This is a genomic window from Ornithinimicrobium sp. (genome assembly GCF_051004135.1).
Lineage (GTDB): Bacteria > Actinomycetota > Actinomycetes > Actinomycetales > Dermatophilaceae > Ornithinicoccus.
On record NZ_JBPCKQ010000216.1, the window covers coordinates 1 to 14,878 of the forward strand.

General features: G+C 70.9%; 18 protein-coding genes. 8 read left to right on the top strand and 10 right to left on the bottom strand.

From position 1 onward, the window contains the following. The 6 genes from ACR2FV_RS15560 to ACR2FV_RS15585 form a co-directional block, all read right to left on the bottom strand. On the bottom strand, positions 1 to 1,132 hold a 1,132-nt coding region (locus tag ACR2FV_RS15560), incomplete at its 3' end, for an urease subunit alpha (protein WP_434016613.1). Then, positions 1,132 to 1,464 carry an urease subunit beta gene (gene ureB / locus ACR2FV_RS15565; RefSeq protein ID WP_434016614.1) on the bottom strand — a complete coding sequence of 111 codons (333 nt, stop codon included), beginning with the start codon at positions 1,462 to 1,464 and terminating at the stop codon, positions 1,132 to 1,134. The genes ureB and ACR2FV_RS15560, both read right to left, overlap by 1 nt. 12 nt (positions 1,465 to 1,476) lie before the next feature. Then, on the bottom strand, positions 1,477 to 1,779 hold the full coding sequence (locus tag ACR2FV_RS15570; protein ID WP_434016615.1) for an urease subunit gamma: 303 nt from the start codon (positions 1,777 to 1,779) through the stop codon (positions 1,477 to 1,479). A 50-nt stretch (positions 1,780 to 1,829) separates the two neighbouring features. Continuing rightward, on the bottom strand, positions 1,830 to 3,359 hold the full coding sequence (locus tag ACR2FV_RS15575; RefSeq protein WP_434016616.1) for a helix-turn-helix domain-containing protein: 1,530 nt from the start codon (positions 3,357 to 3,359) through the stop codon (positions 1,830 to 1,832). A gap of 80 nt (positions 3,360 to 3,439) precedes the next feature. Beyond that, positions 3,440 to 4,699 (bottom strand): HRDC domain-containing protein, encoded by a 1,260-nt coding sequence (locus ACR2FV_RS15580; protein WP_434016617.1) that lies wholly within the window; start codon positions 4,697 to 4,699, stop codon positions 3,440 to 3,442. 7 nt (positions 4,700 to 4,706) lie between these two features. After that, the gene (locus tag ACR2FV_RS15585) at positions 4,707 to 5,333 is read right to left on the bottom strand and encodes a DUF3000 domain-containing protein (RefSeq protein WP_434016618.1); all 627 of its coding nucleotides are present in this window, start codon (positions 5,331 to 5,333) and stop codon (positions 4,707 to 4,709) included. A 73-nt stretch (positions 5,334 to 5,406) separates the two neighbouring features. Here ACR2FV_RS15585 and hemE point away from each other — a divergent pair, with 73 nt between their 5' ends. The 4 genes from hemE (at position 5,407) to ACR2FV_RS15605 (ending at position 8,234) form a co-directional block, all read left to right on the top strand. Then, a complete protein-coding gene (hemE, locus tag ACR2FV_RS15590; RefSeq protein ID WP_434016619.1) occupies positions 5,407 to 6,480 on the top strand; it encodes a uroporphyrinogen decarboxylase in 1,074 nt (357 codons plus the stop codon). Positions 6,481 to 6,742: 262 nt separating this feature from the next. Continuing rightward, positions 6,743 to 6,946: a hypothetical protein gene (locus tag ACR2FV_RS15595; RefSeq protein WP_434016620.1), complete on the top strand. Its 204-nt coding sequence runs from the start codon at positions 6,743 to 6,745 to the stop codon at positions 6,944 to 6,946. Further along, the gene (locus ACR2FV_RS15600) at positions 6,946 to 7,770 is read left to right on the top strand and encodes a BCCT family transporter (RefSeq protein WP_434016621.1); all 825 of its coding nucleotides are present in this window, start codon (positions 6,946 to 6,948) and stop codon (positions 7,768 to 7,770) included. Before ACR2FV_RS15595 ends, ACR2FV_RS15600 begins: the two co-directional genes overlap by 1 nt. Beyond that, positions 7,743 to 8,234 (top strand): BCCT family transporter, encoded by a 492-nt coding sequence (locus ACR2FV_RS15605; RefSeq protein ID WP_434016622.1) that lies wholly within the window; start codon positions 7,743 to 7,745, stop codon positions 8,232 to 8,234. Before ACR2FV_RS15600 ends, ACR2FV_RS15605 begins: the two co-directional genes overlap by 28 nt. Here the strand turns inward: ACR2FV_RS15605 and ACR2FV_RS15610 are convergent. Further along, complete coding sequence (locus tag ACR2FV_RS15610; RefSeq protein WP_434016623.1) at positions 8,219 to 9,232, bottom strand: DUF4349 domain-containing protein; 1,014 nt, start codon at positions 9,230 to 9,232, stop codon at positions 8,219 to 8,221. The two genes, ACR2FV_RS15605 and ACR2FV_RS15610, sit on opposite strands and share 16 nt — an antisense overlap. Positions 9,233 to 9,347: 115 nt before the next feature. On the opposite strand from ACR2FV_RS15610, the gene hemG reads away from it, so the two are divergent. Further along, positions 9,348 to 10,817 carry a protoporphyrinogen oxidase gene (gene hemG / locus ACR2FV_RS15615; RefSeq protein WP_434016624.1) on the top strand — a complete coding sequence of 490 codons (1,470 nt, stop codon included), beginning with the start codon at positions 9,348 to 9,350 and terminating at the stop codon, positions 10,815 to 10,817. A 64-nt stretch (positions 10,818 to 10,881) separates the two neighbouring features. Then, the gene (gene hemQ, locus ACR2FV_RS15620) at positions 10,882 to 11,598 is read left to right on the top strand and encodes a hydrogen peroxide-dependent heme synthase (protein ID WP_434016625.1); all 717 of its coding nucleotides are present in this window, start codon (positions 10,882 to 10,884) and stop codon (positions 11,596 to 11,598) included. 28 nt (positions 11,599 to 11,626) lie between these two features. Here hemQ and msrB read toward each other — a convergent pair whose 3' ends face one another. The 3 genes from msrB to ACR2FV_RS15635 all read right to left on the bottom strand — a co-directional run bounded on the left by msrB (position 11,627) and on the right by ACR2FV_RS15635 (position 12,842). Beyond that, on the bottom strand, positions 11,627 to 12,052 hold the full coding sequence (msrB, locus tag ACR2FV_RS15625; RefSeq protein WP_434016626.1) for a peptide-methionine (R)-S-oxide reductase MsrB: 426 nt from the start codon (positions 12,050 to 12,052) through the stop codon (positions 11,627 to 11,629). Positions 12,053 to 12,131: 79 nt separating this feature from the next. Next, positions 12,132 to 12,347 carry a hypothetical protein gene (locus ACR2FV_RS15630; protein WP_434016627.1) on the bottom strand — a complete coding sequence of 72 codons (216 nt, stop codon included), beginning with the start codon at positions 12,345 to 12,347 and terminating at the stop codon, positions 12,132 to 12,134. 120 nt (positions 12,348 to 12,467) lie between these two features. Continuing rightward, positions 12,468 to 12,842: a hypothetical protein gene (locus ACR2FV_RS15635; RefSeq protein WP_434016628.1), complete on the bottom strand. Its 375-nt coding sequence runs from the start codon at positions 12,840 to 12,842 to the stop codon at positions 12,468 to 12,470. 351 nt (positions 12,843 to 13,193) lie between these two features. Between ACR2FV_RS15635 and ligD the strand changes: the two genes are divergently transcribed. Together ligD and ACR2FV_RS15645 are read left to right on the top strand one after the other, a co-directional pair. Next, positions 13,194 to 14,219, top strand: coding sequence for a non-homologous end-joining DNA ligase (gene ligD, locus ACR2FV_RS15640; protein WP_434016630.1), 1,026 nt, complete (start codon positions 13,194 to 13,196; stop codon positions 14,217 to 14,219). Positions 14,220 to 14,290: 71 nt separating this feature from the next. Then, positions 14,291 to 14,878, top strand: a 588-nt coding sequence (locus ACR2FV_RS15645; RefSeq protein WP_434016629.1) for a tyrosine-type recombinase/integrase, incomplete at its 3' end; no start/stop codon positions are given.

Sequence of the window (14,878 nt, forward strand, 5' to 3'; positions counted from 1 at the left end):
AGGTGCGCATCACCACCTCGCCGATCCGGCCCATCGCCTGCGCGTCGGAGGAGGTCATCGAGATCGCGCCCAGGTCGTGCAGGTGGTCCTCGGCCGCGATCGTGGTGGCCCGGATCCGGGACTCGGCGAAGGCCAGGTCCTCGGGCACCGCGGGGTTGAGGTGGTGGCAGACCATCAGCATGTCGAGGTGCTCGGCGACCGTGTTGACGGTATGCGGCAAGGTCGGGTTGGTCGAGGAGGGCAGCACGTGGGCCTGGCTCACCACGGTCAGGATGTCGGGAGCGTGCCCGCCGCCGGCGCCCTCGCAGTGGAAGGCGTGGATGCTGCGCCCGTCGATCGCGGCCAGGGTGTCGGCGACGAAGCCGGCCTCGTTGAGCGAGTCGGCGTGCAGGGCCACCTGCAGCCCCCACCGGTCGGCACCGCTCAGCGCGGCGTCGATCGCCGCGGGAGTGGAGCCCCAGTCCTCGTGCACCTTGTAGGCCCCGGCGCCCGCCCGGGCGGCCTCCTCGAACGCGCCGGGCGAGACGGTGTTGCCCTTGGCGAACAGCAGGAAGTTCATCGGGTAGGCGTCCAGTGCCTGGTGGGCCCGGCCCAGGTGCCACGCGCCGGGGGTCACGGTCGTGGCCTTGGAGCCCTCCGAGGGTCCGGTGCCGCCGCCGGCGATCGTGGTGATGCCGGTGGCGAGGGCCTCGGCGATCTGGGAAGGGGAGAGCAGGTGGACGTGCGCGTCGAAGCCGCCGGCGGTCAGGATCTTGCCCTCCCCGGAGACGACGTCGGTGCCGGGGCCGATCACCAGGCCAGGGTCGACCCCGTCGGCGATGTCCGGGTTGCCGCTGCGCCCGATGCCCACGATCCGGCCGGCCTTGATGCCGACGTCGGCGCGCACGACGCCCCAGTGATCGAGGATCACGACATTGGTGATCACCGTGTCCAGCGCACCGTCGGCGGAGGTGGCCAGCGACTGGTTCATCGACTCCCGGATCGACTTGCCGCCGCCGAAGACGGACTCCTCACCGCCGAAGGTCAGGTCCCGCTCGACCTCGATCCACAGGTCCGTGTCGCCGAGGCGGATCTGGTCGCCCGTGGTGGGGCCGAAGATCGCGGCGTAGTCCTCGCGGCGCAGCCGGGCCATCAGTGGCTCCCCGGCTTCACGACCTGGATCCCCGGCACGGACGCCCGACCGCGCAGGGCCACCACGTCGACGTCGCGGGAGGCACCGGGCTCAAAGCGCACTGACGTGCCGGCGGCGATGTCGAGCCGGAAGCCCGTCGCCCGGTCACGGTCGAAGGACAGCCCGGCGTTGACCGCAGCGAGATGCACGTGCGAGCCGACCTGGATGGGCCGGTCGGCGGTGTTGACCACGGTCAGGGTGCCGCGCTCGTCGGCCGTCCGGTCGGCGTTGATCTCGACCCAGCCCGGCGCGACGCGGATCGCACCCGGACCACTGGAGCTGCTGCTCGACATACCGGCCGCCCCTCAGCCGATCGGGTGGTGCAGGGTGACCAGCTTGCGACCGTCGGGGAAGGTGGCCTCGACCTGCACCTCGGTCAGCATCTCCGAGACCCCCTCCATGACCTGCTCCCGGGTGAGCACGTCCTGGCCGGCGGTCATCAGCTCCTCGACGGTGCTGCCCTCGCGGGCCCGCTCGATCGCCCAGGTGCTGAGCAGGGCGACGCTCTCGGGGTGGTTGAGCCGCACGCCACGATCCAGCCGGTCACGAGCGACCATGCCTGCGACGGCGAGCAACAGCTTGTCAGTGTCCGAAGGTGCCAGGTGCATCGGGCCTCCTCAGGCCAGCAGCGGGACGGCGGGAGCTAGATGGGCGGAGCCTAGATGTCGCGGAAGGTCTGGATGCCGGCGCCGAGGTTGTTGAGCCGGGTGGCCAGATCCTCGTAGCCACGGTGGATGACGTAGACGTTGCGCAGCACCGATACACCGGGTGCGGCCAGCATAGCGAGCAGGATCACCACACCGGGGCGCAGCGCGGGCGGGCACATGATCTCCCCGGCCCGCCACTTGGTCGGCCCCTCGATCATCACCCGGTGCGGGTCCATCAGGTGCACCTTGGCCCCGAGGGTCGTGAGCTCGGTCAGATAGATGGCGCGGTTCTCATAGACCCAGTCGTGGATCAGCGTCGAGCCGTGCGCGCAGGCGGCGATGATGGCGAAGAACGGCAGGTTGTCGATGTTGAGCCCCGGGAAGGGCAGCGGGTGGATCTTGTCCAGCGGCGCCTTGAGCGGCCCGGGGGTCGTGCGCAGGTCGACCAGTCGGGTGTGCCCGTTGTCCGAGCAGTACTCCTCGCTCAGCTCGTACTGCAGCCCCATGGTGCCCAGCACCGCGAGCTCGATCTCCATGAACTCGATCGGCACCCGCTTGACCGTGATCTCGCTGCCCGTGACGACCCCGGCGGCCAGCAGGCTCATCGCCTCGATCGGGTCCTCGGACGGTGAGTAGGTGATGTCGGTGTCGATCTGCTCCACGCCGGTCACGGTGAGCGTCGTGGTGCCGATCCCCTCGATGGTGACCCCGAGGTGCCGCAGGAAGACGCACAGGTCCTGGACCATGTAGTTGGACGAGGCGTTGCGGATCGTGGTGGTGCCGGTATGCCGTGCCGCGGCCAGCAAAACGTTCTCGGTCACCGTGTCGCCGCGCTCGGTGAGCACGATCGCCTTGGTCGGGCGCCGGTCGGCATCGACCGTGGCGTGATAGCTGCCGGTCGTGGCCGTCACGTCGATCCCGAAGTGGCGCAGCGCGATCATGTGCGGCTCGACGGTGCGCGTGCCGAGATCGCAGCCTCCCGCATACGGCAGCTCGAAGTTGTCGAACTCGTGCATCAGCGGGCCGAGGAACATGATGATGGTGCGCGTCCGCCGGGCTGCGGCCTCGTCCATCGCGGCCAGGTCGATCTTGGCCGGCGGCACGATCTCCAGGTCGGAGGAGTCGGGCAACCAGCGGATCTTGAAGCCGATGCTGCTGAGCACCTCCGTGATCCGGTTGACCTCCTCGATGCGCGCGAGGTTGCGCAAGGTGGTGCGGCCCTTGTTGAGCATCGAGCCGCACAGCAGGGCGACGGCCGCATTCTTGGAGGTGCGCACGTCGATCTCGCCGGAGAGCTTCACCCCGCCGGTGATCCGCAGGTTCTGCGGTCCGGAGCTTCCGACGGAGACGATCTCGGAGTCCAGGCTCTCCCCGATGCGGGCCAGCATGTCCAGCGAGAGGTTCTGCTTGCCCTGCTCGATCCGGGCGACGGCGCTCTGGCTGGTGCCGAGCAGGCCGGCGAGCTCGGACTGGGTGAGGTCCTTGTGCCGGCGGGCATCCCGGATCAGGGTGCCGATGCGGGACAGGTAGGGCTCGGTCATGCGGCCACTGTAGATCACATGTGAGATATCTGGTCAAACCGAGAGGGTATGCCGTCGCTCACCGGATCTTGCCCTGTGGCTCAGGGGTTCGGTCCGTTCTGCAGCACGTCGGCGATGACCGGTGCCGTCAGCTCGCGCTGCCAGGGGCGTGCGCCCAGCGCAGTGAGCACCTCGCCGATCGTGGCCTGCGGATCGTCTCCGAGCTCGGGCGGGGACCAGAGCACCCGGCGCAGCGAGTCGGGACTGAGCAGGTTCTCGACCGGCACCTCGTAGTGCTCGGACAGGGCGGCCAGGTCGGCACGAGCCCGGGCCAGTCTGTCCGCCGCCACCGGGTCGCGTTCGGCCCACGCGCGCGCCGGCGGAGGGGCGTCAGAGGCTGCGCTGACGTCGGGCAGCTCGTCCTGCGCCAGGTCGGCCGCCACGTCGATGGCGCGGACCCAGTCGGCCCGGTGCCGCTTCAGACCCTGCTGGGCGCGGCGCTGCCGGGAGGGGCCCTTCTCGGCCTTGCCCGATCCGAGCGCGCGAGCGCTGCCCGGGGCCCGGAGCGCGAGGTCGACCAGCGTGGCGTCGGGCAGGATCCGCGCCGGCGTGACGTCCCGCGCTCGGGCGAGGTCGTCGCGCGCCTGCCACAGCTCGCGCACCGTGGCGCTCGCTCGTGGGGTGCGGACGCGGTGCATCCCGGAGGTGCGACGCCAGGGCTCGCTCCCGTGGTCGGGGCCGGTGAACCGGGTCAGCGCATCGAACTCCTGCGCCGCCCAGGCGCTCTTGCCCTGCTCGTCCAGGTCCTGCCCCATCCGCGTCCGCAGCTCGACCAGCAGCTCGACGTCGAGGGCCGCGTAGCGCAGCCAGGGCTCGGGCAGCGGACGCGTGGACCAGTCGACCGCGGAGTGCTCCTTGGCCAGGGTCACGCCGAGGTAGAACTCGAGCACAGCGGACAGGCCGACCTTCGGGAGTCCGGCCAGCCGGCCGCCGAGCTCGGTGTCGAACAGCTGACGCGGCCGCATCCCGAGCTCGGCCAGGCAGGGGATGTCCTGGGTCGCGGCGTGCAGCACCCACTCGGTGTCGGCCAGGGCCTCGTCGAGGGTATGCAGGTCGGGCAGCGGCACGGGGTCGATCAGCCAGGTGCCGCTACCGGCTCGGCGCAGCTGGACAAGGTAGGCGCTCTGCCCGTAGCGGTAGCCCGAGGCCCGCTCGGCGTCCACCGCCACCGGTCCGGTGCCGACGCGCAGCGCGGCGATCGCATCGTGCAGTCCGGAGTCGTCCTGGACCACCGCGGGCACGCCGTCACGAGGGGCGTCGAGCCGCACGAACTCCTCGGCTTCGATCGACTCCTGCGTCACCCTGCTCCTACCGCCGGATCCCAGGGAGTGCGGTGACGCCCTCGGGCAGCGGAGGCAGTCCGGCCAGGGTGCACATCAGGTCGCCCCAGGCCAGCAGGTGGTCGGCCAGGTCGCCCGGGTCGGGGACCACCGGTGACCAGGAGGCCCGGATCTCCAGCTCGACCGTCGGCTCGCGCTCCTGCAACGCTCCGAAGCTCTGCGAGGACACCCCGGTCACCGTCCCCGCCTGCGCGGTCCAGCCCAGGTCGCGGGCGGCCAGGGCGTCGGTCAGCCAGGCCCAGCCGACCTCGCCGGCCAGCGGGTCGCCGCCCACCTCCGGCTCCATCGTGGCCTTGGCGTAGGTCACTGCTCGCCAGGGGCCCTCCCACGGCTCCGGGGCCGAGGGGTCGAACAGGACCACGAACCGGCCCGTGGCAGCAGGCTCCTCATCGGGGTCGTGGGTGAGGACGACCTCGCCGGACAGGGCGAGCGCGTGCGGGGCGAGCCGGGTGGGTGCCGGCACCTCCTCCAGGACGAGCTCGGGGCGCAGGGTGAGTCCACGCAACGACTCCAGAGCCTGGGTGAACAAGGCGGCGTCGTGCTCGGACTCGGCTGCCGGGGACGGTGCGCGCCCGGCAGGTATGCGGCTGACCACACCTACGAGAGTAGGCCGCGTGGCTGGCTGCGGCGGCCACGAAACGCCGAGGCGAGCATGCGAGGATCGCCCGGTGACGTTGTCCGACCATCCTGCGAGCACCCCCGAGCACCACCCCGGCCACAGCCCCCTGCTGCGGGCCGCGCGCGGGCTCCCCGTGCCGCACACCCCGGTGTGGTTCATGCGGCAGGCCGGGCGCTCACTGCCGGAGTACCGCGCGCTGCGGGAGGGCGTGGCCATGCTCACCGCGTGCCGCACCCCCGAGCTGGTCACCGAGATCACCCTGCAGCCGGTGCGCCGGCACGGGGTCGACGCGGCGATCCTGTTCAGCGACATCGTGGTGCCGGTGCAGGCCGTGGGTCTGGACGTGGAGATCCAGCCCGGTGTCGGCCCGGTGGTCGCGCAGCCGGTCCGGGAGCGCGCCGACCTGGACCGGCTGCCCGAGCTGCATCCCGACATGGTTCCCGACGTCGCCGAGGCGGTCCGGGCCCTGGTCGCCGAGCTGGGCCCGACTCCGCTGATCGGCTTCGCCGGCGCCCCGTTCACGCTCGCCTCCTACCTCGTCGAGGGCGGCCCGTCCAAGAACCACGAGCGCACCAAGGCGCTGATGCACGGTGACCCGGCGCTGTGGCACGACCTGTGTGCCCGGCTGGCGCAGATCTCCGCTGCGTTCCTGCAGGTGCAGGTCGACGCCGGGGCGAGCGCGGTGCAGCTCTTCGACTCCTGGGCCGGGAACTTGTCCCGGCGGGACTACCTGGCCCACGTCGAGCCGCACAGCCGGGCCGTGCTCGAGCAGCTGGCTACTCACGCGCCGGATGTGCCGCGCATCCACTTCGGGGTGGGCACCGGCGAGCTACTGCTCGACATGGCACAAGCCGGCGCGGACGTGATCGGGGTGGACTGCCGGGTCGGGCTGCGCGACGCCGTCGCGCGCACCCAGGGCCGGTATGCCGTGCAGGGCAACCTGGACCCGGCGCTGCTCTTCGCGCCGTGGGAGGCGCTGGAGGGTGAGATCCGGCGCATTGTGGACGAGGGACAGGCCGCGCCAGGGCACATTTTCAATCTGGGTCACGGGGTGCTCCCGGACACCGACGCGGACGTCCTGACCAGGGTCGTTGCGCTGGTGCACCGACTCTCGCAGCACTGACCGGCCGCCTCGCCCAGTGTGATGTATCGCACAATGCCGGGTTTCTCGCTATTCCCCAAGGTTGTCGGCACCCGGTCGGCGTCCGAGAACAGCAACAGACGAGGTGTCTCAGGACTGATCAGCGTCCGCACGACGACCGATGGAGAAGCGAAGAGGCCCCCGCCCCCAAGCACCCCAGATTCAAGCGGGTCAGCCGCAAGACCAAGGCGGTCGTGCATGAGCTGACCTACCCCACGGGGTCCACCCGGTGCTGGTGCCCGGAGTGTCGATCGAGGACCAGCGGGTCCGCTACGGCACCGACCGCTTGGTCTTCGGCGTCACCGCGATCGCCATCGTCGGCTTCATCATGTGGGGGGTCCTGGGGACCGACTCCCTGACCACCGCCTCCGATGCCGCGTTGACCTGGGTGGTCACCAACACCGGGGTCTGTTCAACATCCTGGCCCTCGTCGCCGTGGTGTTCATGATGTTCGTGGGCTACACCCGGCTGGGCAAGATCAAGATCAAGCTCGGGCTCGACGACGAGGAGCCTGAGTACAACACCGTGTCCTGGCTGGCCATGCTGTTCAGCGCCGGAATGGGGATCGGACTGCTGTTCTTCGGAGCCTACGAACCGATGACCTACTACATGACCCCACCACCCGGAACGGTGGCCCCGGAAACGCGCGAGGCCATGCACACCGCGCTGGCGCAGACCACCTACCACTGGGGTCTCAACGCCTGGGCAATGTATGCCCTCGTGGGTGGCGCGGTCGCCTATGGCGCCTACCGGCGCGGCCGGGTGCCGTTGATGAGCAGCATCCTGGAGCCGCTCTTCGGCGCCAGGCACGCACGCGGTGCGGCCGGGCAGGTCATCGACATCTTCGCCATCGTGGCGACCCTGTTCGGCACCGCGGTGAGCCTGGGCATCGGCGCCCTGCAGATCGGACGAGGCGTGGAGATCGTCGCCGGGATCGGTCCGCTGGGTAACACGGCGGTCATCGGCATCATCGCCCTGTTGTCCGTGGCGTTCATCGCCTCCGCCGTCAGCGGCATCGGCAGGGGCATCCAGTGGCTGTCCAACATCAACATGGCGCTGGCCTTCATGCTCGGCATCTTCATCTTCATCTTCATCGCCGGCCCCACGCTGTTCCTGCTCAACTTCATCCCCTCGGCCACCCTCGTATACCTGCAGACCCTGCCGGAGATGATCGGCCGCTCGGCCTCCTCCGGTGAGGAGGCGCAGGAGTTCGTCTCGGCCTGGACGGTCTTCTACTGGGCCTGGTGGGTCTCGTGGACACCCCGGTGGTGATCTTCTGGGGCCTGATGCTGGCCGGCATCGCGATCGTGATGCTGCTGGTCGGCGGCAACGAGGCGCTGCAGGGTCTGCAGAACCTCATCATCGTCTCGGCCCTGCCGTTCACCTTCGTGCTCTTCCTGATGCTCTTCTCGTTCTGGAAGGACCTGCAGACTGATCCGATCATGCTTCGGCACCGTTACGGAGAAGAGGCGCTGAACCAGGCCGTCAAGAGCGGCGTCGCCGAGCACGGGGACGACTTCGGTCTGAATGTGCGCAGGGCCGAGGACGGCACCGGTGCCGGGGCCGACTTCGACTCCAGCGACCCGGCATACACCAACTGGTACCAGCGTCGCGACGAGGACGGCCAGGAGATCGAGTACGACTACACGGCCTTTAGGTCCAGCAACGGTCACGGATCGTCGACACCGGATGCCGAAGGGCGTCCGGAGGAGCAGGAGGACTACGCCCGCAGCTGATCGGCCTCGTGCCCCGCGGTGCTGTCCGGCCCCGGCCGGGCAGCACCGGCATGTGTGGCCCGACGGCGCTGCCACCACAGCACCGGCAGGAGCAGCACCGCCAACGCGATGGCGAACGGCAGCACCGCGCCCAGGCCGGTGAGCACGGTGGCGGTGGCGGCGCCGAATGCCGACCAGCCGCGCTGCAGGCCGGCGACGAAGCCGCTGGGGTCTTCCGCTGCGGCGACCACGGCGGCTTCGTCGGTATGCAGCTCGACAGTGAGCGAGGACCGGGACACGTCGGCCTCCAGGCTCTGCTGCACCGCACGTAGCGCGTCGAGCTCGGCCTCCCGGTCGCTGAGCTCACGCTCCAAGGCCACGATGTCCTTGACCGTGCCGGCCTCACCGAGCAAGGCCCGGACCCGGTCGACGCTGGCCTGCAGGGTCTCGATCCGGGCGGTGGTGTCGACGTACTGCTCGGTGACGTCCTTGCTGGTCATGTCGCTGCTGACAACGGTGCCCAGGTCCCCGACCCGGTCGACCGCCTGGTCCAGCGACGCCGAGGGCACCGACAGCACGAACATGGCGTAACCCCCGTCGTCCCTCTCGCCGTCCGCGTCGGCATCGCCAGGCGTGACCTCCTCGGACACGACATACCCGTCGGCGGCGGCCGCTGCCGCGCGGACCTGACCGGCGGCCTGGGTGACGTCGTCGACGACGAGACGCACGCTCGCGTCCCGGGCGATCATCCTCCCCGGTGCCGCGTCGGCCTGGGCCCGCAGGACGTCGGCGCCCGGCGCTCCCACGGCCCCTGCCTCGCCGTCGGCGGCCTCGGCCAGGGCGGCTTCATCCTCGGAGCCTGCGCCGTCGGAGCCCCCGCCAGCTGAGGACGCCTGATCCGCAGCGCTGCACGCGCCCAGCAGCAGGGCCAGGATCATGGCCACCAGCGCGAGCACGGCGCTGCGTCGCCGGGCATGGGGAACGGGGTCTGCGCGGACGTGCTCGGCTCGGGTCAACATGGTCGGGCTCCTCGATGCGGTGGGCTGATGCATCCTGGGATGCCGCGAGCCCCGCGCCGGCTCCCGCTCCGGGGTCACGATCGGGTCACGATGCGTCGGGTGCGACGATGGAGGCATGCGGTCGTGCGTGGTGGTGGGGGCCGGGATCAGCGGTCTGAGCGCGGCGTGGGACCTGGTGACCCGGCACCCGGACCTGCAGGTGACCGTGTTGGAGGCCTCCGATCACGTGGGGGGCAAGATCGTGGGTGCCGACGTGGCCGGGGTGCGGGTCGACGTGGGCGCGGAGTCGGTGCTGGCCCGCCGGCCGGAGGCGGTCGAGCTGATCCGCGAGATCGGCCTCGGCGACGACCTGGTGCACCCATGCGCGACCACCGCGTCGATCTGGAGCCGGGGGACCCTGCACCCCATGCCGCCGCGGACGCTGCTGGGCATCCCCTCCGACGTCGAGACGCTGCGCGGGCTGCTCACCGACGAGGAGGTCGACAGGGCACGTGCTGAGCAGATCGTGCCCACGCACGAAGGAAGACCCGGACCGGACGGGAGCGGAGGTCTGCCGGCTGCAGAAGACATATCCCTCGGCGATCTGATCGCCGACCGGCTCGGCCCGGCCGTGCTGGACCGGCTGGTGGAGCCCTTGCTCGGCGGGGTCTACGCCGGGCACGCCCGCGACATCTCGGCCGCGGCGGCGCTGCCGGCCGCGTGGCAGGCCTACCGCGACGGCGCCTCGCTGACGGCGACGGCGGCGGCTGCCCTGCCCAGCCGGCCGGCAACCGCCGGACCGCTTCCACCCGGGACGGCTGTCCCCGCCCCGGTCTTCGCGGGTCTGCGTGGGGGATTGCACCGGCTGCCGCAACGGCTCGCCGAAGTGCTCACCGCGCGGGGCGTGCACGTGCGCACCGGTGTCACCGTGCGCGAGCTGCGCAGGTCCGGCACGGGCTTCGAGCTGGTGACCGGGCCGGTGCCCCGGCCCACGACGTACCGGGCCGACCTGGTCGTGCTGGCGCTGCCCCCGGCCCCGGCGGCCCGGCTGCTCGCCGAGCCGGCGTCGCGCGCCGCTGACCTGCTGTCGGGCGTGCAGACCGCCTCCACGGCGCTGGTCACCCTCGCCCTGCCCCCGGCCCAAGGCCTCGAGCTGAGCGGGTCCGGGTTCTTGGTGCCACCGGTCGAGGGGCAGGCGATCAAGGCGGCGACGTTCAGCGCCACGAAGTGGGACTGGGTGCGCGAGGCGGGGCAGGGGCGCGGCGAGGACGGCGGCGACCTGGTGCTGCTGCGGACCTCGCTGGGGCGCCACCGTGAGGAGGCCGTGCTGCAGCGCACGGACGAGGACCTGGCCGCCCTGGCGCTGGAGGACCTCGCCCGGATCGTCGGCGCACCGCTGCCCCAGCCGGTGGGCGCGCACGTGCAGCGCTGGGGTGGCGGGCTGCCGCAGTATGCCGTGGGGCACCGGCACCGGGTCGCGGCCGTGCGCGAGGAGGTCGGCGCCGTCCCGGGGCTGGCGGTGTGCGGCGCGGCCTACGACGGTGTGGGCATCCCCGCGTGCATCGGCTCGGGGCGAGCCGCGGCGCGCCAGGTCGCGCCGGGGTGAGCAGACCCCCGCTGATCGGACCCCAACCCCAGGTGACCCCGATCATGGCGCCACAATGGGGAGCATGAGTCAGCCCGCCACGCAGCACACTCCGAGTCCCGATCAGGTTGAGCAGATCAACAGCGACATCCGCTACGCGATGTACTCGGTCTTCCGGGTCTGCAGCCCGCTCGAAGGGGACCGAGCCGAGCTGGCCGACGAGGTCGATGCGCTCCTTGACGACCTCTCGCAGACCGGTGTCGTGATCCGCGGGCTCTACGACGTGTCCGGGCTGCGGGCCGACGCCGACCTGATGATCTGGTGGCACGCCGCCGATGTCGAGCGGGTGCAGGCGGCATACCAGCGACTGCGCCGCACCGGTCTCGGCCGGCACCTGGAGCCGGTCTGGTCCCAGGTCGCCATGCACCGGCCTGCGGAGTTCAACCGGGGGCACGTGCCGGCCTTCCTGGCGGGGGAGGACCCGCAGGCATACCTGTGCGTCTACCCGTTCGTGCGGTCCTACGAGTGGTACGTCATGGACGAGGGGGAGCGGCGGGCCATGCTCAAGGAGCACGGCCTGGCCGCGCGGGACTACCCCGACGTGCGCGCCAACACGCTGTCCTCGTTCGCGCTGGGCGACTACGAGTGGATCCTGGCCTTCGAGGCCGACGAGCTGCACCGGATCGTGGACCTGATGCGCGAGCTGCGCAACACCCGGGCCCGGCTGCACGTCCGCGAAGAGGTGCCGTTCTACACCGGGCCACGGGTCAGCGCGGAGCAGTTCGTGGCCTCGGCGCCCTGAGCGAAGCCAGTCCCGCAGCCGGCCCCGCTCAGCCCTTGGGCTGCAGGGTCATGCTGATCGAGTTGATGCAGTAGCGCTGGTCGGTGGGGGTGTCGTAACCCTCACCCTCGAAGACGTGCCCCATGTGGGAGCCGCAGCTGGCACAACGCACCTCGGTGCGGACCGCGCCCATGCTGGTGTCCTTGATGTACTCCACCCGGTCCTCGGCGAGCGGGGCGTAGAACGAAGGCCACCCGCAGTGACTCCCGAACTTGGCGTCGCTGCGGAACAGCTCGGACCCGCAGGCCCGGCAGGCGTAGACACCCTCCGTGGTGGTGTCGGTGTACTCCCCGACGAAGGGCCGCTCGGTGCCGGCCTCACGGAGTACGTGGTACTCCTCGCGGGAGAGCTGCTCACGCCACTCCTGCTCGGACTTCTCGACGCGCGGGGTGCTCTGATCGGTGTGGTCGGTCATGCTCGGGGCAACGCCGGGCAGTGGCCAGACGTTCCCCGAGCATGATCCTCCCGGACCGGACCGGGTCAGCGCGGCGGCCTCAGCGCTCCATGATCTTGGTCCGCGACGTGTACGTGCCGAACGAGCCGTACGACTCGTCGTCGGCGGTGAAGGTCTCGCTCCACTTGCTGGAGTAGGCACTGCCCACCCCGGTCCAGGTGATGTCCAGGGAGAAACCGCCGCCGGAGGTGCCGCCGTGCAGGTCGAAGGCACTCGGCGTGCCGGTCAGCTGCCCCGACTCCAGCTTGCGATCCACCGTCAGGGTGAGCTGGCTCTCGTCGCCGTAGAACTCCCGGAAGCCGAGGAAGTTGCAGCCGCCTTCCTCGCCGTGCCCGCCGCCATAGGGGAGCTCGCCGGGGTCGCAGTTCCCGTCCTCTCAGCGGCGGGTATGCAGCCGGTCGAGCCTGACGCGGCCGACCGCCTCGCCATGGACCAGTCCGTTGTCGATGCCCATCGGGTAGTGGATCCCGCCGTAGAGCCGGGATGTCGCTGCTTCCTGGGCCGCAGCCGCCGAGGCGACCGAGTGTCCGGAGGTGTACTCAGGGAACTGCGGGGAGTTCACGAAGGTCGTGAAGTCGGGGTCGAGATAGCGCCGCACGTAGGTGACCGGGCGCAGCAGGTCGCTGGCGTACTTGTGGGTCCAGCAGCTGAGGAAGGCCTCGTGCACGGCCACGCCCAGGCGGATGAAGGTCTCCAGGGCACCACGCAGCGGCAGGTGCTGGTCCGAGATCGTCTGGGAGGCCAGCAGCATCCAGTGTCCCGAAGGCAGACCCGAGAAGACGGGTTGTCGCTCCAGAAGGTCGCGATGTCGCGCTGCGGCTCGGGCACGATCTCGGTGTCGCCGTCGCCCTCGGGGCCACCCTGGGTCCGGGCACCGGACGCAGCCCGGTGAGTGTCCAGGTCACGTCGTAGGCGTGCTGCACCCAGTCCTGCGCGCAGCGGGTCGGGCCGAGGTCGATCGATCCGGGCCGGGGACGCGTGCGCGTCGCCGTGCGGGGAGAGCCGGAAAAGTACGACCCGGATGGTGACGAATGCATCACGATTCTGAAGGCGCTCGATGGCGGCGCCCGCGTTGTAGGTTGTGGCTGTGGTCGCCGCCAGGATGCTCGAGGTGCCGTCGGGGGCGGGGCCCGTGCGAACGGTGCGGATCAGCAGTCCCGACCGCGTGCTCTGGCCGGCCACCGACCGGGGGGCTGCCATCACCAAGGCCGACCTCGCGGCATACCTGATCGCCGTGGGTGAGCCGCTGCTGCGGGGTCTTGCGGACCGGCCGGTCACCCTGCAGCGCTTCCCGACGGGCATCGAGGGGGAGGAGTTCTACTCCAAGAACCCCCCGCGCGGGGTCCCCGACCACGCGAGGTCGGTCACGGTCACCTACCCCTCCGGGCGGCGGCATCCGCAGCTGGTCATCGACGAGGTGGCCACGGCGGTGTGGGCGGTGCAGATGAACACGCTCACGTTCCACCCCTGGCCGGTGCGCACGGGGGACTCCGACCGCCCCGACGAGCTGCGGATCGACCTGGACCCCCAGCCGGGGCGGTCCTTCGTCGACGTAGTCGAGGTGGCCGTGGGGTTGCGGGAGGTGCTCGAGGAAGTCGGTCTGCGTCCGTTCGTCAAGACCACCGGCAACCGGGGGTTGCACGTCTTCGCCGAGGTGGCGCCGCGCTCAGAGTTCCTGGAGGTCCGGCATGCGGTGATCGGGCTCGCCCGCGAGCTGGAGCGCCGGATGCCGTCGCTGGTGACGACCGCGTGGTGGAAGGAGGAGCGGGGGGCCAAGGTGTTCGTCGACTACAACCAGGCGTGTCGCGACCGGACCCTTGCGGCGGCCTGGAGCCCCCGCCCGCTGCCCGGCGCCCCGGTGTCGACACCGGTTACCTGGCAGGAACTGACCGAGATCGACCCGACAGCGTTGACGGTGCACACCGTGCCCGCCCGGCTAGCCGCGACGCGCGACCCGTGGGCGAGCCTGCACGGCACCAACACCGACCGGGCTCCGGGCCTGGAGGCGGCGTTGGCGCTGTGGGAGGCCGACCTGGAGCGCGGCCTGGGCGAGCTCAGCTTCCCCCCGGACTACCCGAAGATGCCGGGGGAGCCCATGAGGGTCCAACCGTCCCGAGCGAGGCACTGACCTGCATTGTTGTGTTCGTCCTACGGTGTGGCGAGGTAGCACAGCGCTAACTCATGGGATAACCTACGCTCATGGACCCCGACTTGCAAGCCCTCGGCAAGTCGTTCGCGCGCCAGCTCAAGGCCGAAGGCAAGGCCGAACGCACCCGCGTGCTGTACGGCCAGAGCATCGACTTCTACGCCCGGTGGCTGACCACCCAGGGCGAGCCGACCACCACCGCGAGCTTGACCCGCCGCCTCATCAGGGATTGGCTGGCCGACCTGACCGACGGCCACGCCCCCGCCACGGTCAAGACGAGATACCGGGGACTGTTCCGGTTCTGCGGGTGGTGCGTGGCCGAGGACGAGATCGAGGCCAACCCCATGAAGGGACTTGCCCCGCCGAGCATCCCCAGCGCGCCCGTCCCGGTGCTGACCGATGCGGACCTGACCGCGCTGTTGCGCGCCTGCCGTGGCAAGGAGTTCCATCAGGTCCGCGACACCGCCATGCTGCGCCTGCTGCTGGACTGCGGGCTGCGCGTCTCCGAGCTGTGCGGGCTGACCGTGGACGGCACCGACCTGGATAACGAGTATGCGCTCGTCACAGGCAAGGGGTCCAAGGTCCGCCCGGTCTACTTCGGCGCGCAGACCTCCGCGGCCGTGGACAAGTACCTACGGCGG